The 25,435-nt window shown below is 66.5% G+C and carries 28 protein-coding genes, 1 tRNA gene, 1 other RNA gene and 3 pseudogenes; 17 read left to right on the top strand and 16 right to left on the bottom strand.

Annotation, left to right across the window (positions count from 1 at the left end; translation table 11 throughout):
* The first annotated feature begins 17 nt into the window (after window positions 1-17).
* The 4 genes from ACPEE0_RS17155 to ACPEE0_RS17140 all read left to right on the top strand — a co-directional run bounded on the left by ACPEE0_RS17155 (window position 18) and on the right by ACPEE0_RS17140 (window position 2,537).
* Window positions 18-368, top strand: a complete 351-nt coding sequence (locus ACPEE0_RS17155; RefSeq protein ID WP_009359047.1) for a YegP family protein — start codon at window positions 18-20, stop codon at window positions 366-368.
* 294 nt (window positions 369-662) lie between these two features.
* Complete coding sequence (locus ACPEE0_RS17150) at window positions 663-1,214, top strand: RNA polymerase sigma factor (protein ID WP_009359048.1); 552 nt, start codon at window positions 663-665, stop codon at window positions 1,212-1,214.
* On the top strand, window positions 1,211-1,951 hold the full coding sequence (locus tag ACPEE0_RS17145; protein ID WP_424574936.1) for a hypothetical protein: 741 nt from the start codon (window positions 1,211-1,213) through the stop codon (window positions 1,949-1,951). The genes ACPEE0_RS17150 and ACPEE0_RS17145 overlap by 4 nt, the downstream gene beginning before the upstream one ends.
* A 160-nt stretch (window positions 1,952-2,111) precedes the next feature.
* Window positions 2,112-2,537 (top strand): CoA-binding protein, encoded by a 426-nt coding sequence (locus ACPEE0_RS17140; protein WP_407708907.1) that lies wholly within the window; start codon window positions 2,112-2,114, stop codon window positions 2,535-2,537.
* A gap of 26 nt (window positions 2,538-2,563) precedes the next feature.
* Here ACPEE0_RS17140 and ACPEE0_RS17135 read toward each other — a convergent pair whose 3' ends face one another.
* Entirely contained in the window at window positions 2,564-3,592 is a 1,029-nt protein-coding gene (locus ACPEE0_RS17135) for an isopenicillin N synthase family dioxygenase (protein ID WP_424574935.1), read from the bottom strand.
* A gap of 45 nt (window positions 3,593-3,637) precedes the next feature.
* Here ACPEE0_RS17135 and ACPEE0_RS17130 point away from each other — a divergent pair.
* From ACPEE0_RS17130 to ACPEE0_RS17115, 4 genes and pseudogenes are all read left to right on the top strand, one after another.
* A pseudogene (locus ACPEE0_RS17130) lies at window positions 3,638-4,053 on the top strand (MmcQ/YjbR family DNA-binding protein).
* Window positions 4,050-4,604 carry a DUF1990 family protein gene (locus ACPEE0_RS17125; RefSeq protein WP_424574934.1) on the top strand — a complete coding sequence of 185 codons (555 nt, stop codon included), beginning with the start codon at window positions 4,050-4,052 and terminating at the stop codon, window positions 4,602-4,604. Before ACPEE0_RS17130 ends, ACPEE0_RS17125 begins: the two are co-directional and overlap by 4 nt.
* Window positions 4,601-4,921, top strand: a complete 321-nt coding sequence (locus tag ACPEE0_RS17120; protein ID WP_009359053.1) for a putative quinol monooxygenase — start codon at window positions 4,601-4,603, stop codon at window positions 4,919-4,921. Before ACPEE0_RS17125 ends, ACPEE0_RS17120 begins: the two co-directional genes overlap by 4 nt.
* A gap of 14 nt (window positions 4,922-4,935) precedes the next feature.
* On the top strand, window positions 4,936-5,229 hold the full coding sequence (locus ACPEE0_RS17115) for a DUF503 domain-containing protein (protein ID WP_009359054.1): 294 nt from the start codon (window positions 4,936-4,938) through the stop codon (window positions 5,227-5,229).
* Window positions 5,230-5,236: 7 nt separating this feature from the next.
* Here ACPEE0_RS17115 and ACPEE0_RS17110 read toward each other — a convergent pair whose 3' ends face one another.
* The 4 genes from ACPEE0_RS17110 to purS form a co-directional block, all read right to left on the bottom strand.
* Window positions 5,237-6,040, bottom strand: a complete 804-nt coding sequence (locus tag ACPEE0_RS17110; RefSeq protein WP_424574933.1) for an SGNH/GDSL hydrolase family protein — start codon at window positions 6,038-6,040, stop codon at window positions 5,237-5,239.
* A 206-nt stretch (window positions 6,041-6,246) separates the two neighbouring features.
* A complete protein-coding gene (gene purL / locus ACPEE0_RS17105; protein WP_424574932.1) occupies window positions 6,247-8,556 on the bottom strand; it encodes a phosphoribosylformylglycinamidine synthase subunit PurL in 2,310 nt (769 codons plus the stop codon).
* Window positions 8,553-9,326 carry a phosphoribosylformylglycinamidine synthase subunit PurQ gene (gene purQ, locus ACPEE0_RS17100; RefSeq protein WP_009359058.1) on the bottom strand — a complete coding sequence of 258 codons (774 nt, stop codon included), beginning with the start codon at window positions 9,324-9,326 and terminating at the stop codon, window positions 8,553-8,555. Before purQ ends, purL begins: the two co-directional genes overlap by 4 nt.
* A 1-nt stretch (window position 9,327) precedes the next feature.
* Complete coding sequence (gene purS, locus ACPEE0_RS17095) at window positions 9,328-9,579, bottom strand: phosphoribosylformylglycinamidine synthase subunit PurS (RefSeq protein ID WP_009359059.1); 252 nt, start codon at window positions 9,577-9,579, stop codon at window positions 9,328-9,330.
* 268 nt (window positions 9,580-9,847) lie between these two features.
* On the opposite strand from purS, the gene ACPEE0_RS17090 reads away from it, so the two are divergent.
* The 4 genes from ACPEE0_RS17090 (at window position 9,848) to ACPEE0_RS17075 (ending at window position 13,327) form a co-directional block, all read left to right on the top strand.
* Window positions 9,848-10,033 (top strand): hypothetical protein, encoded by a 186-nt coding sequence (locus ACPEE0_RS17090; protein ID WP_009359060.1) that lies wholly within the window; start codon window positions 9,848-9,850, stop codon window positions 10,031-10,033.
* A 273-nt stretch (window positions 10,034-10,306) separates the two neighbouring features.
* Entirely contained in the window at window positions 10,307-11,077 is a 771-nt protein-coding gene (locus ACPEE0_RS17085; RefSeq protein WP_424574931.1) for a protease inhibitor I9 family protein, read from the top strand.
* Entirely contained in the window at window positions 11,074-13,080 is a 2,007-nt protein-coding gene (locus tag ACPEE0_RS17080) for a S8 family serine peptidase (protein WP_424574930.1), read from the top strand. Before ACPEE0_RS17085 ends, ACPEE0_RS17080 begins: the two co-directional genes overlap by 4 nt.
* A complete protein-coding gene (locus tag ACPEE0_RS17075; protein ID WP_424574929.1) occupies window positions 13,043-13,327 on the top strand; it encodes a hypothetical protein in 285 nt (94 codons plus the stop codon). Before ACPEE0_RS17080 ends, ACPEE0_RS17075 begins: the two co-directional genes overlap by 38 nt.
* A 155-nt stretch (window positions 13,328-13,482) precedes the next feature.
* On the opposite strand, the gene ACPEE0_RS17070 is transcribed toward ACPEE0_RS17075, so the two are convergent.
* From ACPEE0_RS17070 to ACPEE0_RS17055, 4 genes are read right to left on the bottom strand one after another with little or no spacing between them, the layout of a single operon-like run.
* A complete protein-coding gene (locus ACPEE0_RS17070; RefSeq protein WP_424574928.1) occupies window positions 13,483-13,833 on the bottom strand; it encodes a serine protease inhibitor in 351 nt (116 codons plus the stop codon).
* Entirely contained in the window at window positions 13,830-14,771 is a 942-nt protein-coding gene (locus ACPEE0_RS17065) for a hypothetical protein (protein ID WP_052014164.1), read from the bottom strand. Before ACPEE0_RS17065 ends, ACPEE0_RS17070 begins: the two co-directional genes overlap by 4 nt.
* Window positions 14,740-15,282 (bottom strand): SSI family serine proteinase inhibitor, encoded by a 543-nt coding sequence (locus tag ACPEE0_RS17060; protein ID WP_424575298.1) that lies wholly within the window; start codon window positions 15,280-15,282, stop codon window positions 14,740-14,742. Before ACPEE0_RS17060 ends, ACPEE0_RS17065 begins: the two co-directional genes overlap by 32 nt.
* Before the next feature lie 29 nt (window positions 15,283-15,311).
* Window positions 15,312-15,854, bottom strand: a complete 543-nt coding sequence (locus tag ACPEE0_RS17055) for a MarR family winged helix-turn-helix transcriptional regulator (protein ID WP_009359064.1) — start codon at window positions 15,852-15,854, stop codon at window positions 15,312-15,314.
* A gap of 126 nt (window positions 15,855-15,980) precedes the next feature.
* Here ACPEE0_RS17055 and ACPEE0_RS17050 point away from each other — a divergent pair, with 126 nt between their 5' ends.
* Entirely contained in the window at window positions 15,981-16,175 is a 195-nt protein-coding gene (locus ACPEE0_RS17050; RefSeq protein WP_035753574.1) for a hypothetical protein, read from the top strand.
* Window positions 16,176-16,327: 152 nt separating this feature from the next.
* Window positions 16,328-16,546 (top strand): hypothetical protein, encoded by a 219-nt coding sequence (locus ACPEE0_RS17045; RefSeq protein WP_009359066.1) that lies wholly within the window; start codon window positions 16,328-16,330, stop codon window positions 16,544-16,546.
* Between the two features lie 104 nt (window positions 16,547-16,650).
* Here the strand turns inward: ACPEE0_RS17045 and ACPEE0_RS17040 are convergent.
* Window positions 16,651-18,008 (bottom strand): annotated as a pseudogene (locus ACPEE0_RS17040) (aspartate kinase).
* Window positions 18,009-18,273: 265 nt separating this feature from the next.
* Between ACPEE0_RS17040 and ACPEE0_RS17035 the strand changes: the two are divergent.
* On the top strand, window positions 18,274-18,510 hold the full coding sequence (locus ACPEE0_RS17035) for a hypothetical protein (protein WP_424574927.1): 237 nt from the start codon (window positions 18,274-18,276) through the stop codon (window positions 18,508-18,510).
* Between the two features lie 62 nt (window positions 18,511-18,572).
* Window positions 18,573-19,367: a hypothetical protein gene (locus tag ACPEE0_RS17030; protein ID WP_009359068.1), complete on the top strand. Its 795-nt coding sequence runs from the start codon at window positions 18,573-18,575 to the stop codon at window positions 19,365-19,367.
* 23 nt (window positions 19,368-19,390) lie between these two features.
* Here ACPEE0_RS17030 and recR read toward each other — a convergent pair whose 3' ends face one another.
* The 5 genes and pseudogenes from recR to ACPEE0_RS17005 form a co-directional block, all read right to left on the bottom strand.
* Complete coding sequence (recR, locus tag ACPEE0_RS17025) at window positions 19,391-19,990, bottom strand: recombination mediator RecR (RefSeq protein ID WP_009359069.1); 600 nt, start codon at window positions 19,988-19,990, stop codon at window positions 19,391-19,393.
* 65 nt (window positions 19,991-20,055) lie between these two features.
* Window positions 20,056-20,430: a hypothetical protein gene (locus tag ACPEE0_RS17020; protein WP_424574926.1), complete on the bottom strand. Its 375-nt coding sequence runs from the start codon at window positions 20,428-20,430 to the stop codon at window positions 20,056-20,058.
* Between the two features lie 970 nt (window positions 20,431-21,400).
* A pseudogene (locus tag ACPEE0_RS17015) lies at window positions 21,401-23,370 on the bottom strand (DNA polymerase III subunit gamma and tau); the annotation flags it as partial.
* A 21-nt stretch (window positions 23,371-23,391) separates the two neighbouring features.
* An RNA gene (ffs, locus tag ACPEE0_RS17010) (signal recognition particle sRNA small type) lies at window positions 23,392-23,487 on the bottom strand.
* A gap of 15 nt (window positions 23,488-23,502) precedes the next feature.
* Window positions 23,503-23,853 carry a hypothetical protein gene (locus ACPEE0_RS17005; protein WP_035753075.1) on the bottom strand — a complete coding sequence of 117 codons (351 nt, stop codon included), beginning with the start codon at window positions 23,851-23,853 and terminating at the stop codon, window positions 23,503-23,505.
* A gap of 329 nt (window positions 23,854-24,182) precedes the next feature.
* Between ACPEE0_RS17005 and ACPEE0_RS17000 the strand changes: the two genes are divergently transcribed.
* Window positions 24,183-24,267, top strand: a tRNA-Ser gene (locus tag ACPEE0_RS17000).
* 77 nt (window positions 24,268-24,344) lie between these two features.
* Here the strand turns inward: ACPEE0_RS17000 and ACPEE0_RS16995 are convergent.
* Window positions 24,345-25,265, bottom strand: a complete 921-nt coding sequence (locus ACPEE0_RS16995; protein ID WP_424574925.1) for an oxygenase MpaB family protein — start codon at window positions 25,263-25,265, stop codon at window positions 24,345-24,347.
* Window positions 25,266-25,435: the final 170 nt, after the last annotated feature.

Below are 25,435 nucleotides of genomic sequence, written 5' to 3'. Positions count from 1 at the left end.
TCTGGAAGGATGTCGCTATGGCCGGGAACTTCGAAGTGTTTGTCGACGCGGACTCGCTGTACAGGTTCCGGTTGCTGGGGCCTGACGGCACGGTCATGGCCGTCTCCCAGGCGTTCAAGGACAAGCCTGCCGTGAAGGCAGGGATCGACGCCGTCCGCGAATGCGCCGGCACCGGACTGGTGACCGATCTTTGCCCGGCCGGGGCAGCTGCTCCGCCGGCGCCTCTTCCCGTCCACGAGCCTGCGCCGGCCGCTTCGCAGGGCGACTGCGGGCCGCGGCCCGCGACGAGGCTGCACATTTTCAGCCTTGCCAAGGGACCGCGCGGGCTGGCGGCCGCCCCGCGCTGGACCCGCGCCGTGGCACCGTAACCGCCCCACCAAAAGATTCTTAAGCTTTTTCCGGAACCGCGTAACCCTTCCACCGGCTCCGGCGATTACCTTTATGTAGCGCCGGCCTGGAACTTGTCCCCCATCACGTTCCAGGCCGGCTCTTCCATTCATCCGGCGGCAGGGGCAGCTGCTTTCACACCGGAGCCGGTACCGTCCGTGGCGGTCCCGGCGCAGCGGTTACTGAGGGGTAAAGTTAGCCGGGGAAAAGGCATTCCGTCCCACGGTCAGGCCTTGAACCGAGCGTTCCCCTCTTTGACTGAAAGCACTACGTCCGTGACCGATGCACTGACTGACGAGGCGCTCCGGGACCAGTCCCGGCAGCCCGCCGTTTACAGCCTCGTGTACCGGACTTACGCGTCACAGGTCCTGGGCTACCTCACGGCCCGTGGAGTCGAAGATCCGGAGGCGGCAATGCAGGAAGTGTTCCTCTCCGTCCTGCCCCGGCTGGACTCGGTGCATGGTGGTGCGGCAGGACTTCGCACTTTCATTTTCTCGGTGGCCCACGCCCGGATGGTGGACGATCGCCGCCGCCAGAGCCGCACTCCTGCCCAGGTGACGTTCGAGCCGGAGCTCGACCGCCGGGAGGATGCGTCGGCTGAATCCGAAGCGCTGGACCGCATTTCGCCGCAGGAAGTCCTCCGGCTGCTTGATGACCTCCCCGATGACCAGCGGGAGGTCCTCTCACTGCGCCTTGTAGCCGGGCTCACCGTGGAGCAGGCAGCGGAAGCAATGGGCAAGAGCGCCGGCGCGGTCAAGCAACTGCAGCGGCGGGCGCTCCTCAAGTTAAGGGACCTTGCGGCAGTGAAGGAGTACCTCAAACCATGACCCCCCACGCCACCCGCCTGCCCGCACTGGTCGAGGACATGCTCGCCGACGCCGGCCATCCCGAAGATACGGAACTCCGCACCGCCCTGTTCTCACTGGGATCCTTGGCATCCCTGCCTGCGCCCGCGCCGTCGGCGGAACTTGCCAGGCTGATGGCCGGCGCGGGAAAAGTCACCCCGTCCGTTGCTCCGGCCGATGAACTCGCCCGCCGCCGTCGTCGCATCCACAGGCCTACGGCGCTGGGGCTTGCCCTGGTGGCGGGAATGGCAACAGGGATAAGCGGAGTCGCAGCCAGTTCCCAGGCTCCTGTGCAGGCAGGCAGCTCCTCCGTGCAGGAACTGCTTGAAGACTGGCGGCCGTCCTGGAACATTGCAGCCCCGGGGGACCAGGAAATCCGGCTGCCGGACACGTCAGGCATTGATCCCGGTGCAGTGGCAGCGGACCCCGTTACTGATGGTGCAACCGTCCCTGCCGAGGCTCCTGGCGGGCAGCCTGCCGCACAGCAACCTGCTCCCCGCAAAGTACCGGGGACACCCGCTCCTGATCAGCAAACCCGGCAGGGAAACGGTGGCGTGACAGGCGCTGGCCGCCAGAATAATCCCCAGGCGCCAGCCCAGGAACGTGTCACATCGGATGGCCCGGGTACGGACCTCCCCGGCGCTGGACAGCCCGGCGGAGACAGCTTGCCCGGCGGGGAGAAGCTGGTGGAGAAGGCAGCCTCACCGAGGAGGCGTTGAAGCCGCTGGCGGAAGTACTCCAGTCCGTGAACGGCGCCCCCGCAGCGGCCGGCACGCCGGCGCCCGGTGACAGCTGGCTGCAGAAGTTCAACCGATGATGTGCAGCCGAACGCTGGCGTGCAGCCGTGGCCATCTGCGGACACGCAGGTAGGCTAAGGCCATGGGCCACACTAACGATCCAGCTGTCATCGAACGCTTGATGCGGACCAAAGGCCGGTGGGCCATCGTCGGCCTCACAACCAACGAATGGCGCGCCGCCTACGACACGTCCCTGTTCATCAGGGACAGGCTGGGGATGGATATCATTCCCGTGAACCTGCCCGGCGATCCGGTGCACGGCGAACAGGGATACCGCAGGCTCAGTGATATTCCCCCCGGGAAGCATCCCATCGACGTCGTGGATTGCTTCGTGAACTCGCAGAAGGTGGGTGCGGTGGTGGACGAGGCGATCGCCGTGGGGGCGAAAGCGGTGTGGCTTCAGCTTGGCGTGATCGACGAAGCGGCGGCGGCGCGGGCCAAGGCGGCGGGCCTGGACGTGGTGATGGACGTCTGTCCCGCCCAGGTGGCCTGGCAGTTCAATCTCTGACGCCGGCCGAGGGGTGCGGCACCGGCTTACCGCTTCATCAGCTCCGGATAGTGCCGCTCGGTGACATCCGGATGGGCGCGCATCCGGCCCTTGAGCATGTTCATCCCAAAGGACGCGAGCAGGGGGTTGGCGGGATCATCGGTGATGCCGCGCGCAGCCGCCTTGAGCTCCGGCGGCAGGGGGACAGGGCCGATGACGGCGTCCAGCCGGGGCGACCAGAAGAACGGCACCGAATAGCGGTCCACGCCGGGCGGGGGCGCCTGTACCCTGTGGATGGTGGCCGCAAGATACCCTTCAGTGGCCACTTCCAGCATTTCGCCGAGGTTCACCACCAGCGCGCCGGGGATCGGTTCCACCGGTATCCATCCCGTAGTACCGGGCGGCTGTACTTCCAGCCCGCCCACCTCGTCCTGCAGCAGGAGGGTGACGAAGCCGTAGTCCGCGTGCGAACCTACCCCCTGGTCCCCGGCCTCCTCCACTACACCGCCGACGTAGTGGACCAGTTTGCCCATCCATGCGGGCGCATCACGGAACGGCTCGTCAAAGTAGTCCTCAGGCAGCCGGAGTGAAACGGCAATCGCACGGAGGAGCTCCATGCCTACCGAAGACATCAGCCCGGCCCACTCCATCGCAGCCGGCTTGAGCTCAGGAAAGGATTCGTCAGGCCACAGGTTGGGGCCCTGGAGCAGCCAGTATGGCTCGTCCGGCGGATAGTCGCTGACCGGCTCGCGTTCGGGGGAGTAGTCAATCTGCTCGCGCGCGTCCGCCCTTCCCTGGGTCACCTCGGTGCCCATGCGCGTGTATCCGCGGAAATGGGGCGACAGCCGGTTGTCCAGCTTGAGCCGTTCATCCAGGGGAAGGTCGAAGAAGCGCCTGATCACGTCCAGGAGATGCTCCGCCTGTCCGGGCGCCCCGCCATATCCCGTGATCTGGAAGAAACCGACGCTGTGGGTGGCGTGCCGAAGCTGCTCGATGAATTCCGGACTGAAAGACCCGTAGGGCTGCCGTGCGGTGCTTAGGTCCAGAACAGGAATGCTGCCCTGATCGTCTGACATCCTCGCAGACTAGCACCGCTGCGGCCCGCTTTATAGGCTGGCTTCATGGACCCCGACGCGCTACGGACAATCTGCCTGTCATTCCCGGGCGCCTATGAGGATTACCCGTTCGGGCCGGAAACGGCAGTATTCAAGGTCCGGGCCCTCAGCGGCGGTGGAACTGCGTCCGGGGCAAGCTTTTCGCCTTGTCCTCGATGGACTTCCGGGACTTTTACGTGAACCTCAAATGCGAGCCGTCCCTGGCCGTTCAACTGCGTGCTGCCCACCCGGAGATCACCGGGGCGTGGCATATGAACAAGACGCACTGGAACGGCGTGCGCCTGGACGGGGCGCTGCCCGACGACATGGTCCGGGACATGGTGGAAGACTCCTACGACCTGGTGGTGGCGGGCCTCAACCGGAAGCAGCAGGAACAGCTCGGGTGGGCGCGGCTGTCGGGCGCCGGCGGGGCACAGCCGTGACCGGGAATCCCCTGGTGAAGGGCACCCTGAACTATCCGGGCGTGGGGAGCACGGAACGGGGTGCGGCTCCTGCGGGATTCACCGGCGTCGTGGAAGAAGCCCGGCTGGGCACCGGCATGGACGCCTACCGGCGGGTGGCGCAAGGCATCCTGGCGTGGGAGCTGCACAGGCGGGCAGGGCTGCGGGTCCGGGCTGATTCGCCCACAGCTGCGCCCGGAGCCCGGGTAGTAAGCGGGTTCGGTGCGGGACCTTTCCGCCTCAATGCGCCGTGCGAGGTGGTCTGGGTCCATCAGCCCGCCCCGGACGGCGTGCCGCAGTCGGCCGGTTTCGGCTACGGGACGCTGCCGGGGCACCCGGCCCGCGGCGAGGAGTCCTTTGAGGTGGAGATCAACGAGGCCGGCGAGGTGCTCCTTCGGATCCGGGCCTTCAGCAAGCCGGGGAACTGGTTCTACGCCGCGGGCGGACTGGTGACCAGGGCCGCGCAGCGCTACGTGACTTCCCGGTACATTGAAGGGGCACGAACACTCGCCGCGGAAGGAACGCACCCGTGATCTTTATCGTCGTCAAATTCAAGGTGAAGCCGGAATGGTCGGAGCGCTGGCTGGGCCTGGTGGATGGCTTCACCAAGGCCACCAGGGAGGAACCGGGGAACCTCTGGTTTGACTGGTCCCGCAGCGTGGACGATCCGAACGAGTTCGTCCTGGTGGAAGCCTTCAAGGACGATGCCGCAGGCGACCACGTCAACAGCGTCCATTTCAAGCAGGCCATGGCTGACATGCCCCAGGCGCTCGCCGAGACCCCCAGGATCATCAGCCGCCAGCTCGACGGCGATGGCTGGGACCGGATGGGCGAGCTCACCATCGAGTAGGAAGGTCCGGGCCCGTGTGGATCGGCTGGATTGAGTTCGACATCCTCCTGGGCGACGTCCACAGCCTGAAGGGGAAGCGGTCCGTCGTCAGGCCCCTGCTCGCCGAACTCAAGCGCCGCTTCGATGTCTCGGTGGCAGAAGTGGGCGACCACGACCAGTACCGGCGCTCAAGGGTGGGCGTTGGCCTCGTGGCCGCGGACCGGGCGCACCTCGTGGAAGTGCTCGACGCCGTCGACCGCTTCGTTGCCGGGCGCCCGGAAATCGAACTGCTCAGCGCCCGGCAGCGGGAGATCCACAGCGAGGACTGACCAATCGTTACCAAGCAGCCTTCCAGGTGACCTCCGCCAGGTTCGCCTGGCCCTGGAGGCTCGGGTGGAAGTAGTCGAGACGGCTCACGTCATTTGCATTGAAGGCGTAGCCGAACACCGCCCCACCGTCGGTGCGGCAGGACTTGTACTGAACGCAGGTCTGCTCGAGCACGGCGTTGAAGGCAATCTCCCGGTCCAGTACCTGCTGCCGCATTTCAGGAGTATTGGTGGAGGCAAGCATGGACTGGCAGATTTGGGCAGCGGACCAGACCAACCGTGCCACCTCGTTGTCCTTCAGCACACTCCACAGCTGATAGATGTTCGGGATGCTGCTGACAAACACCTGCGGCCGCGGGCGCATCCGGTCCAGCGTTTGCAGTGCGTTATTGACGTGCTCTCTAAAGGTTTCCACCTCGGTCATCCCGCTAATCGATGAGGTGCACACATCATTCGCGCCGATCAGGATGGTGACGTACTCCGCTCCCTGGCTGACGGCTGCCTGAGCCTGCCTGGGAAGGTCCGATGCCTTTGCACCGCTGCGGGAGTTGTTGAAGTTTTTACCGGCTATGTCGGGCTGCAGCTGGAGCAGCCGCTCGTAGTGGCTGGTGATGCCGTCGAACCGTCCGTTGCCCGTGGACCACGACTGGGCCGGATGGTTGCCGTACCAGCAGCAGACGTCGGTAGCCTGGGTGATCGAATCTCCAAGTGCAGCCATGCTCGTGGGGTATCGGGCCGCTGTTGCAGGCTGGACGCCGGCAACGATAAAGAAGAACAACAGTGGGAGCAGCAGGAACCTCGCGACTTTGCGCATAACAGCCTCCTCGGGCCGGCCGTCGCATCCTTGCCGCGGCAGCCGCTGACATGTGGATAGAAAACGCTACGCCAGCTGTCCCTGGCTGTCGACGGGCCGGACGCTGGTTCCAGGACTTAAAAAAGGTAGAGCCTGGTGGGAACGGATTCATCCGTTCCCACCAGGCTCTACCCAGGCGGCTGGACCCACGCCCTCAGGGTGTGATCCTAGCCGAAGTACTTCGGCAGGGTCCCTTCGTGGGCCTCGCGGAGGGCGTCCAAGGACAGGCTCTCCACGCCGTTGATGTCCAGGGTTCCGCTGGCTGCGTCCACCACGCCGATGCGGGTGTGGGCAAAGCCGCGGGCCTTGCACATGTCGGTGAAGCGGACTTCCTCCGAACGGGGAACGCCAACGATCGCGCGGCCCTGGGACTCGGAGAACAGCGCCGTGAACAGGTCCACGCCGTCCCGGTCCAGGACGTCCTGCAGTGCGATCCGGGCACCCACGCCGTAGCGCAGCGAGGATTCCACCAGGGCGGCCGCGAGGCCGCCCTCGGAGAGGTCGTGCGCCGAGTCGATCATGCCGTCACGGGACGCGTTGATCAGGATCTCGCCCAGGGCACGCTCGGCGTCGAGGTCCACCTTCGGCGGCTGCCCGCCCAGGTGCCCGCGCATGTTGGCCCATTCGGAACCGTCCAGCTCTGCAGCGGTGGTGCCGAGCAGGTAGATCGCCTGGCCATCCTCGCGCCAGCCCGACGGCGTGCGGCGGGCGACGTCGTCAAGCTTGCCCAGGACTGCCACCACGGGGGAGGGATGGATGGGCGTGGTGCCCGTCTGGTTGTACAGCGAGACGTTGCCGCCGGTGACCGGGATGCCCAGCACCATGCAGGCGTCCGACAGGCCGCGGATGGCCTCGGCCAGCTGCCACATGACGTCCGGGTCCTCGGGGGAGCCGAAGTTCAGGCAGTCACTGACGGCCATGGGCACGGCGCCGGAAGTGGCGACGTTGCGGTAGGCCTCGGCCAGCGCCAGTTGTGCGCCGTGGTACGGGTCCAGGTAGGTGTAGCGGCCGTTGGCGTCGGTGGCCAGGGCAACGCCCAGGCCCGTTTCCTCGTCCACGCGCACCACGCCGGCGTCGTCCGGGAACGCCATGGCGGTGTTGCCGCCCACGTATCGGTCGTACTGGTTGGTGATCCAGGATTTGGAGCACATGTTCGGCGATGCCACGAGTTCGGTCACGGCGGCAGCCAGGGAAACCGGGGAAGACGGGCGGCCGGCGTCCTGCACGGAACCGGTGAAGGTGTCAGCCTGCACGCGGTCCTGCCATTCGGGGCGGGCGTACGGGCGGTCGTAGACCGGTCCGTCGTGTGCCACGGTGCGGGGGTCGACGTCGACGATCACCTCGCCTTCCCAGGTGATGATGAGGCGGCCGGTGTCGGTCACTTCGCCCAGCCAGGAGTACTCCACGGCCCACTTGTCCATGACGGCCTCGAACGCTTCCACGTTCTCCGGGGTCACCACGGCCATCATGCGTTCCTGCGACTCGGACATCAGGATCTCGCCCGGGGTCAGGGTGGGGTCGCGCAGCAGGACGGAGGTCAGCTCAACCTGCATGCCGCCGTCGCCGTTGGAGGCAAGCTCCGACGTCGCGCAGGAGATGCCTGCGGCGCCGAGGTCCTGGATGCCCTCCACGAGGGAGCCCTTGAACAGTTCAAGGCAGCACTCGATCAGGACCTTCTCGGCGAAGGGGTCGCCCACCTGGACGGCGGGACGCTTGGACGGCTTGGTGTCGTCGAAGGACTCGGAGGCCAGCACTGAAGCGCCGCCGATGCCGTCACCGCCGGTGCGTGCACCGAACAGGACCACCTTGTTGCCCTTGCCGGAGGCGTTGGCGAGGCGGATGTCCTCGTGGCGCATGACGCCCACCGCGAGGGCGTTGACCAGCGGGTTGCCCTGGTAGACGGAGTCGAACACCATCTCGCCGCCGATGTTCGGCAGGCCCAGGGAGTTGCCGTACCCGCCGATGCCGGCAACGGCACCGTGCATCACGCGTGCGGTGTCCGGGTGGTCGATGGCGCCGAAGCGCAGCGGGTCCATCACGGCAACGGGGCGGGCGCCCATGGAGATGATGTCGCGGACGATGCCGCCGATGCCGGTCGCGGCACCCTGGTAGGGCTCAACGAACGACGGCGAGTTGTGCGATTCGATCTTGAAGGTCACGGCCCAGCCGTCCCCAAGGTTGGTGACGCCGGCGTTCTCGCCGATGCCCACCAGCATGTCCTTCTTCATTTCCTCGGTGACCTTCTGGCCGAACTGGCGCAGGTGGTTCTTGGAGGACTTGTAGGAGCAGTGCTCGCTCCACATGACGGAGTACATGGCCAGTTCCGCGCCGGTGGGGCGGCGGCCCAGGACCTTGACGATTTCGTCGAATTCGTTCCGCTTGAGGCCAAGCTCAGCCCAGGGCAGTTCGGTGTCCGGGGTCTTGGCGGCGTTCTCGACCGTGTCGATGTTGAACTTCTTGGTGGTGTCGATGCTCACTTGTCGCCTCCCACAATCTTGGTCAGTACGGAGGTGAAGAAGCCCAGTCCGTCGGTGTCGGAACCGCCGATGCCGTCCAGGGACTCCGGACCGAAGCCCTGTTCGGTGGCGTGCTCCGGGTGCGGCATGAGGCCCACCACGTTGCCGGCGGCGTTGGAGATGCCGGCGATGTCGCGGCGGGAACCGTTGGGGTTGAAGCCCACGTAGCGGAACACCACGCGGCCCTCCGCCTCCAGCGCGTCGAGGGTTTTCTCGTCCGCGATGTACTGGCCGTCCTGGTTCTTCAGCGGGATGGTGATTTCCTGGCCCGCCTGGTAGTCCAGGGTCCAGGCGGTGGTGTTGTTCTCCACGCGCAGGACCTGGTCCCGGCACAGGAATTTCAGGTGGTCGTTCTTGATCATCGAGCCGGGCAGCAGGTGCGATTCGGTGAGGATCTGGAAGCCGTTGCAGATTCCGAGGACGGGAAGCCGTGCGTCGCTGTTGGCGGCGTCGATGATCCGGGACATCAGCGGGGCGAATCGGGCGATGGCGCCGGCGCGCAGGTAGTCGCCGTAGGAGAAGCCGCCGGGGATGACGACGGCGTCCACGTCACCAAGTTCGGTATCGCCGTGCCAGAGTTCGACGGCGGTGCCGCCGGCGAGGCGCACGGCGCGGGCGGCGTCACGGTCATCAAGGGTTCCGGGGAAGGTGACAACGCCGATCTTCGCGCCCGCAAGCCGCGGGTTGGCGGCGACGGCCACAGCCTCGCCGATCAGGGGGAGTTCAGTCATCTCAGGCCTCGACGACCTCGACGTTGACGACGTCCTCGATCACGGGGTTGGAAAGGAGGGTCTCGGCAGCGTCGCGTGCCTGGGCCAGGATGGCCTCGGTCACCTCTCCGTCGACCGTCAGTTCAAAACGCTTGCCCTGGCGGACAGAGCTGAAGCTGGTGAAGCCCAGCCGGGGGAGAGCACCAACGATCGCCTTCCCCTGCGGGTCCAGAATCTCGGGCTTGGGCATGACGTCAACAACGATCCGGGGCATCCGGTAACTCCTGTGCGTGAGCTTGGGTAATGGCGCAGCGGAGTGGTGCCGTCTCACGCCGTGCCGGGGTGTTGAGGGGCATGGTGGTCCTGCCTTGGACAACGTTGAGGACGGGCGCTCCGCGAGCTTGCCCTATCATTCTACCGGCCGGAACCGGCCTGCCTGTATTCGGTGGTTTCGGAGCCCGGAAGCGGCCCTCAACCAGGTATCGCCGGGCTGTCCGCAGGAGGTTCTGGAGTTGCCGAACCGGCTTCACTAGGATTGCTGGATGGCAGAGAATTCGAAGTCCGTCCTGTTGCCGGTAGTCGCCGCGGCCGTGTTCGCCGGACTTGGCCGGATGGTCCTGCAGAAACTGAAAGCGGACCGCCTTGCCAGGGAAAACCGCGTGGCCGGGCCCGTTGACGAGAAGACCCGGCAGTGGATCAGCGAGGTGGTCAGGACGCCGCGGCAGTAGCCGGTCCCTTCCTGCCGCGGTGTATTGGGCGTCCTTCGGGATGCCCTTTTTTATGCCCCGGCGTACGCCGGGACGGCTTTGTGACAACCGCAAAATTTCCCTCTGTGGCCTATGTCATATTGGGCTCTCACTCTGTACTGTTTGAACCGGCTGGTCTCATCCATTACAAGATCTGTAAATCGATGTGCCATGCCAGTCGTTTCTGGCCCGCACCCATGGCTGGGCCGGTACATCGTGAAAGGGTTGCACGTGAGATCAACTGGAAGAAGCCCCATGCGGGGCGGGGGGCTCCGGAAGGCGGCGGCCCTGGCTGCCGGGTTGCCGCTTCTCCTGGCGTCGCTGGCCATACCTCCTGCCACCGCGGCGCCGGCCGGCATGGACAACGGGACTGCCACCAGCCCCGGAACCACGCAGTTCAAGGACGGTCCCTACATCGTGGTTCTGGCCGGTGCCGCAGCAGCAGCCTATGAGGGGGAAACTGCCGGCCTGGGCGCCACCCGGCCCGAGACGGGCAGGAAGCTGGATGCCGGTAGTCCAAACTACAAGGCTTATGACGCGTACCTGCGCCAACAACAGCGTGATGTGGCGGCGAGCCAGGGCGTCACTCCCGCAAAGCAGTACACGGCAGCCCTGAACGGCTTCAGCGCCCGGCTCACCGCTGCGCAAGCCACGGCACTCGCCAAGGACAGCCGGGTCCTGGCTGTGGCGCCGGATGTGGAGAACGCTCCTGACTACACCACCACGGATTTCCTCAAGCTCACCGGCCCGGACGGCGTGTGGGCCAAGCAGTTCGGCGGTGAAGCCAATGCGGGCAAGGGCGTGGTGGTGGGAGTCATCGATTCCGGTTATGCGCCGGACAACCCTTTCCTGCAGGGCGAGCCGGTGCAGCCGCTGCAGGGCCCCGCCCAGGCGGGCGTCCCCTACCGCACCGCCGACGGCAAGATCGCGATGCTTAAGCAGACGGCACCACCTTCGAAGGCGAATGCCAGAAGGGCCAGAAATCCGGAGCAACCTTCGACGGATCGCAATGCAACTCGAAGGTGATCGGCGCGAGGTACTTTGCGGATTCGTTCCTGCAATATGTCGCTCCGCAGGACCGTGCGCGCGAAGAGCTTATCTCACCGGTGGACGTCGGCAGCCATGGAACACACACGGCCACCACGGCAGCGGGAAATGCCGGCGTCCTGCAGGTCATCGACGGTGCTGACTTCGGCAGGAGTTCCGGCGTGGCGCCCGCAGCGAAAGTTTCCGTCTACAAGGTGTGCTGGGAGGACAACAACCCGGATACGGGCGGCTGCTATTCATCCGCGTCAGTGGAGGCAGTGGAAGCGGCGATCAAGGATGGGGTGGACGTCCTGAACTACTCCATCTCAGGAAACAACAACAGCACCGTCGATCCGGTGGCGCTTGCATTCCTGAACGCTGCTGCCGCCGGTGTCTTCGTCTCGGCCTCGGCCGGCAACTCCGGGCCTGCATCCTCCACGGTCAACCATGCCTCACCCTGGCTCACCACCGTCGCCGCCTCCACGTTCCCCAGCGACCTGGTGGGCACGGTCAAGGTCTCTGACGGCTCGCTCTACCGCGGCGCGTCCATCATGAAGACAGAAGTGGCGGACAAGCCAGTGATCATTGCGGCGGCAGCAGCCGCGGCCGGAGCAACGAACGCCAACCTCTGCGCTCCCGGGTCGCTTGATGCGGCGAAGGTGGCCGGGAAGGTGGTGGTTTGCGACCGGGGTGTTGTGGACCGGACAGCCAAGAGCCAGGAAGTCCAGGACAAGGGCGGAGTCGGCATGATCCTGGTCAACCTGACCAGCAGCTCCGAGGATGCGGACAACCACGTGCTCCCCACCGTGCATGTCAACGCCCCCAGGAGCCTGGAGCTGAAGTCCAAGCTGGAGGCAAACCCTTCCCTGACGGTCAGCCTGGTGAAGGGTGACCTCACCGGCCAGCCACCGGCCCCGGCGCCGCAGATTGCCGGGTTCTCCTCCCGCGGGCCTTCCCTTGCGTCCGGCGGGGACCTGCTCAAGCCGGACGTCGCAGCCCCCGGGGTTAACGTCCTGGCCGGCGTTTCCACCATCGGCAACGACGGCGACCAGTTCGGCTTCATGTCCGGCACCTCCATGGCTGCCCCGCATATTGCCGGCTTCGGCGCCCTGGTGCTCAGCAAGCAGCCCACTTGGAGCCCTGCCATGGTCAAATCCGCGATGATGACCACCGCCTACCCGCTGGTCACTCCGGACGGCTCCGCGAACACCGACCCCTTCCAGGGCGGCGCAGGCCACATCGACTCCACCCGCGTCCTGGACCCGGGACTCGTCTACAACTCCGGCGTCAGGGACTGGCTGGGCTTCCTCAACGGGCAGGGGGTGGACACCGGCGCGCCGCAGGCCGGAAGCATAGCTGCCCGCGACCTGAACCTGCCGTCCATCGCGCTGGGAAGCCTGGTGGGGGAAGTCCAGGTGAAACGCCAGCTGACGGCACTGGTGCCGGGAACGTACCGGTCCGAGGTCAGCATGCCGGGCTTCAATGTACAGGTGGAGCCGAAGGCCTTGAACTTCACCAAGGCAGGCCAGACCCGCGAAGTGACGCTCACTATCAGTAACGCCGGCGCGCCCACGGGCAAGTTCAGCACCGGAACCCTCACCTGGAAGGGGCCGCGCACCGTCAGTTCCCCCCTCGCGGTCCGCCCTGTCGATGCGCAGATTGCACCGTCGTTCTCCTTCAGTTCCACGGCCGGAAACGGCAGCGGAACCATGGAGCTGGTCTCGGGTTCGGACAATCCCATCACGGTGGGTGTGGAGGGGCTTGCCCCGCTGAGCCAGACCGCCATCACCAAGACACCCGGCGGGTTTGAACCCGTCAACAACGAGCACAATGCGCTGTTGCAGGTGGCTGTTCCTGAGGGGGCCTCCTTTGCCCGGATGGGAATCCAGGCCCAGTCCGAGGACGTCGACTGGGACATGGTGGTGTACGCACCGAACGGTTCCGGAGGACTCGACGGCCACCCAGGTGGCCACGGCCGCCGCCAGCGAGTTCCTGGACCTTGAGTCCCCGCGGGCAGGAACGTACTACATCGTGGCAAACCTTTACTCCACGCCGGACAACGGGCCCGCCAGCGCCTCCGTGCAGTCGGCGGCCTTCACCGGCGACGCCGGCAACCTGACGGTGGAGCCCAACCCGATCGTGGCGCGGAACGGCACTGCCACGTCCGCCACGCTGTCCTGGACCGGGTTGACCGCGGGCGCGCACGTGGCGCGCCTGAGCTTGGGGAAAACGGGATCCGTACGTGGGTGAATGTCCAGGTGGGTGCGCCGGGCGCTGCGGCACCGGCCGCAGGTCCCTCCATATCCCTGGCCCAGGCCGTTCCCGCAGCCTGACGGACATAGCCTGAGAAGACGTATGGCCCTGGCGGTTACCAGCCGCCAGGGCCATTTCGTCCTGGAGGGAGGTCAGGTGGCGCGGCCGCCGCCCAAGGGACCCCCGCCCAGGAGGGGTGCCATGGCATTCCACCGGGAAATTTCGCAGCCGTCCGTCCGGGTGAACACCGATTCCACCTGGCGGCCATGGAAGGTTCCGGTGACCACGGCGACCTGTGGTCCGCCGTACTGCTGGGTACACAGCCGCGGCGGTCCCGGCTGCGGAAGGAACACCTGCTCACCGAACTGCTCCACTGCGGCAAGGGCCGCCGTCGGGTCGGGCAGGGTGGAGTCACCGGACAAAACCCCGTCCCGGGCCCTCAGCTGGAACACGTACTCGACGCCGGCAGGGTCCTCCTTGAGCCTGATGGTCAGGTCAATCATTGTGGGACCTGAGCCGAGGCCGCGGCCAGTTCCAAGGCCAACCTGTCCCGCAGCACAGCTGCCTCGGCGGCGAAGGAGCGCTGGTGCTCCACATAGGCGGCCTTGCCGTGTGGCGTCTCGATGGGGATCGCGGGATAACCCCATGCCGCAAGGTCATACGGGGATGCCTGCATGTCCATGGCCCGGATCCGCCAGGACAGTTCAAAGCAGTCCATCACCAGTTCACTGGGAAGCAGCGGGAGCAGCTTGTAGGCCCACTTGTACAGGTCCATGTTGGCGTGCAGGCAGCCAGGCTGTTCCATGAGCCGCTGGGTCTCGCGGCTCGGCGAGACTTCGTTCAGGGGCACGGCATCGGGAGTGTAAAAGCGGAAGGCGTCGAAATGCGTGCAGCGGATCCGGTTGTCTTCCACCACCTTGTCCGTGCCCTCCGGACCAAGGCGGAGCCGGAGGTACTCGTGGCGCAGGTCGAACCTGTCCTGGTGGTAGACCATGGCCCATTCGTGCAGGCCGAAGCAGCCAAACTGCGCCGGCCGTGCCGCGGTGCCGCGCAAAATGATGCCGGCAAAATCCACTGCGTCCCGCCGGTCGTCAAGGAAGGCGGCCACATCGACGGTCACCGCGGTGCTGTCCGGCGGCAGCCCCAGGGAGGCGAGTTCGCCGTCGTCGAGCGTCCGGTAATGTTTCCAGTCGCTGCGGGCGGCCGCGTCCGCCCCCGTCAGGACCATCCCGGCGCCGGGATGCCAGCGCCGTAACTGTCCGGGTTTCTGGGTGTAGTACGTGAAGAGGAAGTCCTCAACGGGGTGCTTTTGGCCGGCGGAACGTCGTGCCAGGTAGGGGTCGGCGTAGCGGCTGACGCGCTGTTGGTGGGCTTCCTCCAGTGCCCGCCATTCGTCGGCCGCCAGCAGCCTAAGCTGCTCCACCGGCAGCACCCAGGACATCCTTCGCAGCGTCCCAGGCGCTGATTTTGCAGCCGTTGGTGCGGGAAAATTCGGCCTCCACGGGCACGCCGTCCACCACCCCGGTAACAATGGCTGTCTGCGGTCCGCCGTACTGCTCGGTGCACGCCTGGTCCGTCGCGCGGGGTTCGGGGCTCAGCAGCGCGGCGTTCTCCTTCAAGGCGGTGCAGGCAGCCTCGGCGGTCGGGTGGCTGCTCTCGGCGGCAGGGACGCCGGCCTGGCACACCAGGGTGTAGTTTACGGCGGGTTCGCCTTCAGCTGGAGTCACGGTGATGGCCAACTCCGCATTGCCCTCGCCTGGCCCGCCAGCCGGGCGGGAAGTTCCAGGCGACGGCGCGGGAACGGAAGTTTCAGTGTCCGGGGACGGCTCGACCGCCGCGCTGGTGGTCGGGGACTGGGACGTAGGCTCAACCGACGGCGTGGCCGGGCTGCCGCCGTCCGGCGTGGGGGAGCAGGAGGACATCAGCAGCGCAGCAATTGCCAGCCCTGCCATCTGCAGCCGTGTCCTGCGCACCGCCCTAGTCACCCTTCGATTCTAGCTCCACTATCGCGCCTTCCCGGTGGTTCCGTCCTTACAGTACCTGCCACCTCCGTCGGCTGCGGCGTCCCGCCGGAGGTGGCAGCAATGAGCCCCATCATGGAGGCATGCAGATCCATGACCTGGCTTCGGGTCAAGCCAAGCCGTTCCATCATGGTCCCGGGAACTTCCAAAGCCTGTTGCCTGAGCGCCGCCCCTGCAGGCGTAAGTTCGACGGCGAGTGCCCGCTCATTGCCGTCCGCCCGGCGGCGGGTGATGTATCCGGCGGCCTCGAGCCGGCGGAGCAGCGGCGAAATGGTGGCAGGCTCCTGGGCCAGGGCATCGCTGATGTTGCGGACGGTCCTGGGACTGGTTTCCCACAGGCTCAGCATCACCAGGTACTGGGGGTGGGTCAGGTTCAGCTTCTCCAGGACTGGCTTGTACGCGCCAACGACGCTGCGGGCGGCAACCGTCAGTGCGAAACAGAGCTGGTGTTCCAGGAGCAGGTCGTCATCCTGGCTGATATCTGCCGGAGCTGGGGCGTCCATAAGTCCTCCAATTATTAGTGCACTAACTATTAGCGTACACTTGCTGACAGAAGACCAGGGGAAAGGAAGGAGCCGGGCGTGGCCAAGGGCAAGCCGGACAACAAGGACAACGCGTCGCAGCGCTTCATGCGCGCCACCGGCAAGCTGAGGGCCATCTTCGGTCCCGCGAACCGCTCCTCCCTGGTCCACGACATGACGGAGGAGAACCGGAAGCTGCTGGCGCAGCGCCAGGCTGAAAGCCAGCAGTGGGAAACCATCACGCGGCCGGACGGCAGCACCTATGTGGTGCCCAGGAACCCGGAAGATAAGTCCCTGCGCTGACATGTCCCAACCCGCGTAGCGCCCTTGCCTCTGGCTCCACGGACTGCCTTTCGGCCCGCTCCTTTCCCGGCTTCGGGCGTAAAATGGGGGCACTGGCTCCCGCAGGAGGCAGCAGCTCTTTGCCCCGATCAGCGGGAAGGGGGTGGGAAACAATGGCACGCATTGTCAGCGGATTCATGGGCGCGACAGACAGGCTCCGCTTCTTCTTTGGACCTGCCACCCGGCTGGACCCTGATGCGCCGGTGGTGCACAAGCACGATGCATTTGAACAGGCTTCCGAGGAAGACCTCTCGCACTTTGTAGTGGAATCCGATTCGTCCGGCCATCACTACGCTGTCCGCCGCGAAGACCTTGAGCGGGAGAGGCCATGATGTAAGACCTGTCTGCCCGCGGGACAAGCGAAAAGCCGGGCCGGCCTCCGAATGAACGGAGGCCGGCCCGGCTTTGCTGCGGCGCGTTTCTGCGGGGGTCCGGTTTAGCGGCCGGTTCCGCCGTACACGGTGGCTTCGTTGTCCGCATCCAGGTCGAAGGCCTTGTGGATCACGCGCACGGCCTCGTCCAGCAGGTCGGCATGGGTGACCACGGAGATGCGGATTTCCGAGGTGGAGATCATGTTGATGTTGATGCCGGCGTCGGACAGCGCCTTGAAGAAGGTGGCGGAAACGCCGGGGTGGGAGCGCATGCCCGCACCGATGAGGGAGAGCTTGCCGATCTGCTCGTTGTATTCGATGCTCTCGAAGCCGATCTGGTCCTGCGCCGAGTGCAGTGCCGCCAAGGCGTCTGCCCCTTCCACGATGGGCAAGGTGAACGAGATGTCCGTCCGGCCCGTGCCATGCGTGGACACGTTCTGCACGATCATGTCGATGTTCGAGTGCGCGTCGGCGATGACTTGGAAAATGGCGGCGGCCTTGCCGGGGATGTCCGGGACGCCAACAACGGTGACCTTGGCTTCGGAACGGTCGTGCGCAACGCCGGAGATGATTGGCTGCTCCAAGGCAACTCCCTCTTGAGTGGTGATCTTGTCTTCGGCGCTGGGGATGACCCAGGTGCCTTCATGCTGGCTGAATGAGGAGCGGACGTGCAGCGGGACGCCGAACCGGCGGGCGTACTCCACGCAACGCAGGTGCAGGATCTTGGCGCCGGACGCGGCAAGTTCGAGCATCTCCTCGCTGGAAATGGTGTCGATCTTCTGGGCCGAGGGCACCACCCGGGGGTCTGCGGTGTACACGCCGTCCACGTCGGTGTAGATCTCGCAGACGTCGGCCTCGAGTGCCGCAGCCAGTGCCACGGCGGTGGTGTCGGAGCCGCCGCGTCCGAGCGTGGTGATCTCGTTGGTGGCGCGGCTCATGCCCTGGAAGCCTGCCACGATGGCGATGTTGCCTTTGTCGAGGGCAGTCCGGATGCGGTGCGGATCGACGTCGATGATCCGGGCCTTGCCGTGGATGCCATCGGTGATCATGCCGGCCTGGGAACCTGTGAAGGATTGGGCGGAGGCACCGAGCTTGTTGATCGCCATGGCCAGCAATGCCATGGAGATGCGCTCTCCGGCGGACAGCAGCATGTCCATCTCACGGGCGGAGCGGAATCGGTCACCTGCGCGGCGAGGTCCAGGAGCTCATCGGTGGTGTCACCCATGGCAGACACCACAACCACCACTTCATTGCCGGCTTCCTGCGCGTCAACCACGCGCTTGGCAACGCGTTTAATGCCGTCGGCGTCAGCCACGGAGGAGCCACCGAACTTCTGCACGATGAGCTGTTTGGTCACCGCCCTGCCGGCGGACAGCCCTTGCTGCTGTGTTGCGTTGTGCACTTCGGTAGTGGGCGTACTCATGCGCGTACCTTCGTTGGATTGGTTCTTGAGGCCAGGCAGCCTGACGCCGGAACGGCGCGACTTTCCCGGGACAGTTTATCGCCGCCTGATGCGAGGCGTTGAATTGTGACCGAATCTCAGCCCGCAGCAGGGCTTTCCCGCGGCGGGGCTGGGATCTGGACAGCCCTCCGTCGCTGGACCACCATTGAGGCAGTTGCAAATTCAGGTGGCCGGGTACCTCCCGGCCACAGCCGGGGCTGGGGCTGTCCTTGGAAAGGTGGCTCCCGTGGCCGATGAGCAGCAGTACGGCGCCAAATCCATACCGGAGCCCTACTTCGAGCCGATAGGGCCGAGGTCTGCCGAGTGGTTCCAGCCCGCAGATGATGACGACGGCGGAGCCCGGCGCGGGGGGCCCGGCCTCCGGGCAGAGGTACGTGCGGGTGCAGCCGACTGGGCCGCCAGCCTGGGGACCCTGCGCTTCTGGGCAGTCGCAGTGGGGTCCTATGCGCCACCTGGGTGGTAGTCGCGGGACTGGTCCTCCTGCCCGGACCTGGCGGGGACTCAGCTGAATGGATGCCCGTCCCGATGCTCACCTACGTGCTGGCGTCGTCGTTGCTTCCGGCCGCGGCGGCCCTGACGGCAGTTCATTGGGGCATGTCCGCCCAGGGAGGGGCGGCCGGCCACGAACGTGGCGGCAGGCTCCCCGCGGCAGTGCTCGCCCCGGCGCTGCGGAGCCTGGTGTTCGCCCTGCTTATCCTGCTGACGCTGCTGATGCAGGCGGCTGCCGCCGGCTTGCCCGGCGCCCTGGCGGCAACCTCGGCGGGCCTGGCAGCGGTGGAAGGTGCCATCTTCGCTGGCATGGGAGTCGCAGTTGCAGCGCTGGTGCGCCGCCGGTTCCTGCGCCTGCTCTTGGGGTGGTCGCTGGCTGTATTCATAGTTGCCGGGACGGTCGCGGCCGCGTCCTTCCTGGTCCCGGCCGTGCGGGCGGAGGAGCCGGTGACCGTGGCCCTCAACGTGGTGCGGGCAGCGGACGGAACCCCCGTGGCCTATGACTGCAGCAGTATTGCCCTCGGAACCGTCGAGCTGTACCGGACGGAACGGGTCACGTGGCTGGCTACCGCCAGCCCCACCGTGGTGTTCGTCGCGCTGGCCGGCGAGTCGGGCGCCGGCGCCGACCTGCTGGGCTGGCTTTCAGCGGCTCTGCAGCAAGCCGCGGACGGTACCGCGGTTCCCTGTATCAATGGTGAACCGCGTAGCCTGGATTCCCCGCGGTTGCCGTTGCCGGCGCTGGGCCTTCTCCTGCAGACAGGCGTTGCTGCCGCGCTTTTGGCCACCGCCGCGGCTGCAGCGCGCCGTCGGAACCCTATTCAAGGGGCATAACGGCCCTGGCCGGCCGGAACGGATCAGGTCAGTGCGTTGCGGCGGCCTTCGAAGGCACGTCCCAGGGTGACTTCATCCGCATACTCGAGATCCCCGCCCACGGGGAGGCCGGACGCCAGCCGCGTGACCGTGATGCCGATGGTCTTGAGCATGCGCGCCAGGTAGGTGGCGGTCGCCTCTCCCTCAAGGTTGGGGTCCGTGGCGATGATGACTTCCTGGATGGCGCCGTCGTTCAGCCGGGTCAGCAGTTCACGGATCCGGAGTTGCTCGGGTCCGATGCCGGCGATCGGGTTGATGGCCCCGCCCAGCACATGATACCGGCCGCGGAACGAACGCGTGCGTTCCACCGCCAGCACGTCCTTGGACTCCTCCACCACGCAAATGACGGCGGGATCCCGGCGGGGGTCGCGGCAGATATTGCAAAGTTCCTGCTCGGTGACGTTGCCGCAGACGGTGCAGAACTTGACCCGGTCCTTGACGGTGGTGATCGCGTCCACCAGCCGCTTCATGTCCTGGGGATCCGCTTCAAGGATGTGGAACGCCAGCCGCTGTGCGGACTTGGGCCCCACGCCTGGAAGGCGTCCAAGCTCATCGATCAGCTCCTGGACAGCACCTTCGTACACAGTTTCCTCTTTAGCTTGGAATGGACAGCGGGTCATGCAACAGCGGTTCAGGCCGGATGGCGGGGTCAGTACCGGGGCGGGAGGGGGCTTCCGTCCGCGGACCGCTCCTCGATCAGCTTTCCGCCCAGAATACGCTCCACCGCTGCACGGCCGAACACTCCGGATTCCTCGATGGTCTCATCGTCGGCGCTAGGAATGTCCTGCACGTAGGTGGACGCCGCCACGGACGCGCGTGCCGGGGCCTTGGCGCGGCCGGCCTCAGCCTCCGGGCTGTTGGACAGCCGCTGGTAGAGGCTTTGCCGGGTACCGGTTCCCGGTGACGGGGCGGCGGTTGGAGAGGCTGCGCCGGCCTTGGAAGGAACGGCGGCGGGAGCAGCCGCGGGAGCCTGTCGCACCGGGGCAAGCGTGGCCGGGCCGGCGCCGGGCGCAGCAGCCGCCATTGCGTACTCCGGGGCGCGGACGCCTTCCGGATCCGCTGCAGACGGCGCGGCAAATTCGCGCCCCTGCCGGATAGACGGTTCCTGGCCCGCATCCGGGTGGGCAGGAACCGTGGCCAGGCCCCAGTCGGGCTCCGTGGCTGCACCCGCCGAGGAGACCGGTATGGACGGGGAACCTGGGCCGTGGCCGGTTCGTAGCGGGGAGCGGGTGCGGGCGATGGGGTGTCCGCAGCGGTTGAGGCGGAGAAACGTCCTACGTTGCTTTCGTTTCCGACCACCCATACACCCGGTGCCTGCTCGACTGCCCGGGCCCAGGGGTCCTGGACGGCGGTATCCGCTGCCGGCTTTTGTGCGGCTGCCTGTGCAGCGGCGGCAGGGGCTGCGGCCGGTGCCGGTTCATATGCCGGTTCCGGCGTAACTGCAGAGGTGCGGCTGACCGTACGTGTAGCCGAAGGCTCCCAGTCTGCCGGAGGTTCTTCATCCAGCGGGGGAGCGTCCTCATCCCGGGGCGGGCCCCAGTCGTCATCCGAGTAGGAGTAGTCGCCCTCCAAGGCCGGGTAGGAATTCTGGCCGCCTGCGGCGCGGGCAGGGGTCTCCTGGGACGGCGCCGCCGTTTGGCGTCCTCCTGCCTGGTGCGCCGGGCTGCCCGGTCCGGGTCCGGGTGCGGGTGTGACAGGGGTCGGTGCCGTATTGCCGGCGCCCGTCACCGGCGTGGAAGGTGCGGGAGCCGGTGTCCGGGTGGACGCGGCTGAGGGCGCTCCCTGTTCGGCGGACGCCGGAGCAGAAGCGGGTGCAGGCGCGGAAGGGCCAGGCGATGCCGACGCCGGGGCCGATGCCGGGGCAGGCGCTGCCGGTGCTGGCGCAGGGCCAGGCCCCACGCCACATCAGCTGAAGTGGGGGCGGCCGCCGGACGGGCTGGTGCTTTTGGGTTTGGTTCAGAGCTCGCCTGGCTGGAGCCACCGGCAACTGCGTTGATCTGGCAGTCGATCCCCACCGTCTTGTGGATGGCCTGGCGCAGGTTGTCGGAATGGTCGGCCCGCCCGAAAGCGCCGGCGAGACCGGAAGTGGTGAATGACAGGGTCAGGACGGCGCCGTCAAAAGCGCTGACCTGGGCGTTGGGCTCCACAAGTGCCCAGGTGCTGCGTTTGATCCTGGACAGCGTCTGCAGCACGTCAGGCCAGGCGCGGCGGAGAACCTCCACGTCGCCCATGGCCGGGGGAGCGGCAGGCGGAGCTTTTTGGGGAGCAGTATCTGCTCCCGGAGCCGCCGTGGCAACTGCCGGAACCCGCCCCGGGGCGGGGCTTTCCGGTCCGCGCTGTTCCGGTCCCGGGCGTGCAGCAGCAGGTCGCTCGGGTGCAGCGCGTTCAGGCATGGGGCTGTGGGACGGCGGGCGTTCCGCGACCTGGCGTCCAGTCGACTGCTGGCCTGGTCCTTCAACCGGCCAGTCGTTGGTGCTCACGCGTGGAGGGGTCAGGGGAGACCTGGCACCTGGTTCGGGGGAACCGTGGCCGCCGGGTGATGGGACGGCGGGACGCGGTTCAACTGCAGTGGAATCCGGTCCGGCCGGCTGGACCGCGACGACCGGCTGGGGCTGCCCGCCCGGCGGCGCGGGTGTCCCGCTCCGCTCAGGGGCAGGGGCAGGGGCAGGGGCAGCAGGTGCGGCGGTGGATGCGGCCGTGGCCGCCGGCGCGGCTGCGGGGGCGGCAGTTGCGGCAGCGGCGGCGGGAGCATCGACGTCGTTCCCGGCATAGCTGAAGCGGCGCTCCACCCGGTCTATCCGGGCCGCCAGGCCGCGCTCGTTCTGGTCGGACGTGGGCAGCAGGATCCGGGCGCAGAGCAGCTCAAGGTGCAGCCGCGGGGACGTGGCCCCGGTCATCTCCGTGAGTGCCGTGTTGGTGACGTCCGCGGCCCGCGACAGCTCGGCCGAACCAAGGTTGTGCGCCTGGTTCTGCAGCCTGGCAATCTGGTCCGCCGGCATCCCCCGCAGGATGGTGTGGGCGCTCTCCGGCATGGCCTTGACGATGATCAGGTCGCGGAAGCGCTCCAGCAGGTCCTCAACAAAGCGGCGGGGATCGTGGCCGGTCTGGATGACCCGGTCCACCGCGCGGAAAACGGTGGCGGCATCGGAGGCGGCTACCGCCTCCACCACGTCATCCAGGAGTGATGCGTGGGTGTAGCCAAGCAACGCGACCGCGAGTTCGTAATCCAGCCCGTTGGGACCGGCCCCAGCCATCAGCTGGTCAAGGACGGACAGCGAGTCACGGACCGACCCGCCTCCGGCGCGGATCACCAGCGACAGGACGCCCGGGGCCACGGGGACGTTCTCCTGGTTGCACAGTAGTTCCAGGTACGCCATCAGGGGTTCGGGCGGTACCAGGCGGAAGGGATAGTGGTGCGTCCGGGAGCGGATGGTTCCGATAACCTTGTCCGGCTCGGTGGTGGCAAAGATGAATTTGATGTGTTCCGGCGGTTCTTCAACGATTTTCAGCAGCGCGTTGAACCCCGCGGACGTGACCATGTGGGCCTCGTCAATGATGAAGATCTTGTAGCGGTCCCGGACGGGGGCGAAGGTGGCCCGCTCGCGGAGGTCACGGGCATCGTCAACACCGCCGTGGCTGGCGGCGTCGATCTCGATGACATCCAGCGAGCCGGAGCCGCCGCGGGCCAGTTCGATGCAGCTGGGGCACTGGCCGCAAGGGGTGTCCGTGGGGCCCTGCGCGCAGTTAAGGCAACGGGCAAGGATGCGGGCGGAGGTGGTCTTGCCGCAGCCCCTGGGCCGGAAAAAAGGTAGGCGTGGTTGACGCGGTTTTTCCGCAAAGCCGTCATGAGCGGCTCGGTGACATGCTCCTGACCGATGACGTCGGCGAACGAGTCGGGACGGTATCTGCGGTAGAGGGCGGTAGTAACTGTCACAGAGAAAACCCTACCAATCCGGGCCGACATCCTGCCGCCCTGTGGGGGAATAGTAAAGACCCCCCATGCACCCGCCAGAGCCCGCCTACCCTTGCTACCTTCCGGTCCTGGGGAGTTCAACAGGATGACGCCACATGAGGGGCCGTCAGATACTTTACCCGATCATCCGGTACGGTTCGAATCGGGCCCCGGCCGCCAGCCCTCCACGCGCCAGCTCATGAAAGCCGGCTCTTCGTAGGGATGCGCGGCGCGCAAAGCGGCCACGACCCGTGGCAGGAGCGGCTCGTCGACCACGCACTCAATCCGGTCCTCCGCCACCTCTTCCGGCGTCCCCGTTGAGCCGAGGAAAGGGCGGGCGCCAGCTTCCGGCGTGAACCGGCCGGTTCCGGGAGTCGTGAAGGAACAGTGGGAGTAGTTCCCGATCCTTCCTGCACCGGCGTCACCGATGGCAGCCAGGACCTGTTCCGTGTGGGTTCGGGGTGAGTAGATCACGAGGGCATGCAGCTCGGTCATGATTCCACTGTGCGCCGAAGTTCCGCTGATTGCCCGCATTTCCATTGCTTATCCCTCCGGCACCCACGATCATGGGTATGTACACCGATTGGGGCAATCTCCAGATTGTGAGCTGTGTGGCCTGGCAGAACGGGGCCGGACCCGGCAGCTCAACGGCGTACCAGTGGAATGGGCGCGTTGGGGGCGTCCATTTCCGGTTAAGGCGGATTGCGGGAAACGGTGCGGGCAGTCCCGGGTGTATGCCGGGCGCCGAAGCCTTACGAACCCCAATTTGGGTGATGCGCGAAACGTCAGGTAGTCTAGTACCTGCTTTTGATTCAGAAGCAATTGGAGAATTCGCCTAGCGGCCTATGGCGCACGCCTGGAACGCGTGTTGGGTTAACGCCCTCGGGGGTTCAAATCCCCCATTCTCCGCCGGTCGAGAACCCGGTCCCGCAGCTGCGGGGCCGGGTTCTTGCGATTAATACATTTTGCCGGGCCTGACCACGTTGTTAGAGATCGGCTTCGGGACACCCCAGCCGCCGCAGCCTGGCACGTGCGGCCATTTCGCTGGGACCGCGCGGCCCCAAGGCAAGGCGGACGACGCCGAGCACGGCCTTGGTGGCAAGCTTCACCGGAAGCGGAAACGGGCCCAGCCGGGGTACCTCGAGCCCGAGCATCGCCCGGTACCGTGGCTCCAGGCTGTAGACCGCCCCCGCAAACAGGATGCGGTAGCCGGGGCGGAGCATCGGATGCAGCGGCGCATTGCGGATGAAGTCCACAGTCTCAGCCACCCGGGCGTCGACGCGCAGCTCGTTGCCCGAGTACCAGCGGTCCAGCTGCTGCCGCATCTCCGCTTCGGTCAGCGGCGGATTGTCCACGCCCATCAACCTGCCGGCCTGCGCCCACTCCCTGACATAGGCGTCAGGTCCGCCGGGGATGCTGCCGCCCCAGATTTTGTGGGCAGTCAGGAAGGCGTCGGTGAATGCGATATGGATCCATGCGGCCAACTCAGGATCGTTGGCACTGTAGCTGCGCAGGGTTCCCTGGTTGTCGCTGTAGCTGCCCTGCACAGGTTCATGCAGACGGCGGACCATGCGTGAGGCCTCCTCGGCAGCGGCCCTGGAACCGTACGTCACTGTGAAGATCCAGCGGATGGTGTGCGCCAGCCGGCCCAGCGGATCTTCCCGGAAGTTCGAGTGCTCGTGGACCCCTGCCAGCGCGCCGGGGTGCAGGGATTGCATCAGCAATGTGCGTATTCCAGCCACGATGGGGGACATGGAACCGTGCACCGCCCACACCGCAGAACCCGGCAGGTGGTAGCCGGGGTCGTCTCCCTCCGACAGCCGCACTGCCCAGTCCGGCGGCGCGTCCGACTTTCCCGTGAACGTCTTCTTGAGTTCGTCCTGCCATTTCCGGAGGAAATTCCGCATATCCCATTGTTGCCCCCGCGGGCCGCCGCGCGCCGACCTGGATGAGACTCCGAAGATATCGGCCAAAACCCCCTATTTCGTGATTCAGGGGTTCACAGGGCATCAGCCGTATGGTCCCATGGGTCTACCGTCAAGACAGCGTGCGGGTGGGACATCTCCGGGAGTCAATC

Source organism: Arthrobacter sp. SD76 (assembly GCF_049726125.1).
Classification (GTDB): Bacteria; Actinomycetota; Actinomycetes; order Actinomycetales; family Micrococcaceae; genus Arthrobacter; species Arthrobacter nitrophenolicus.
The sequence above is the reverse complement of the archived record's forward strand: the minus strand, read 5'-3'. Positions and strand labels throughout refer to the sequence as shown.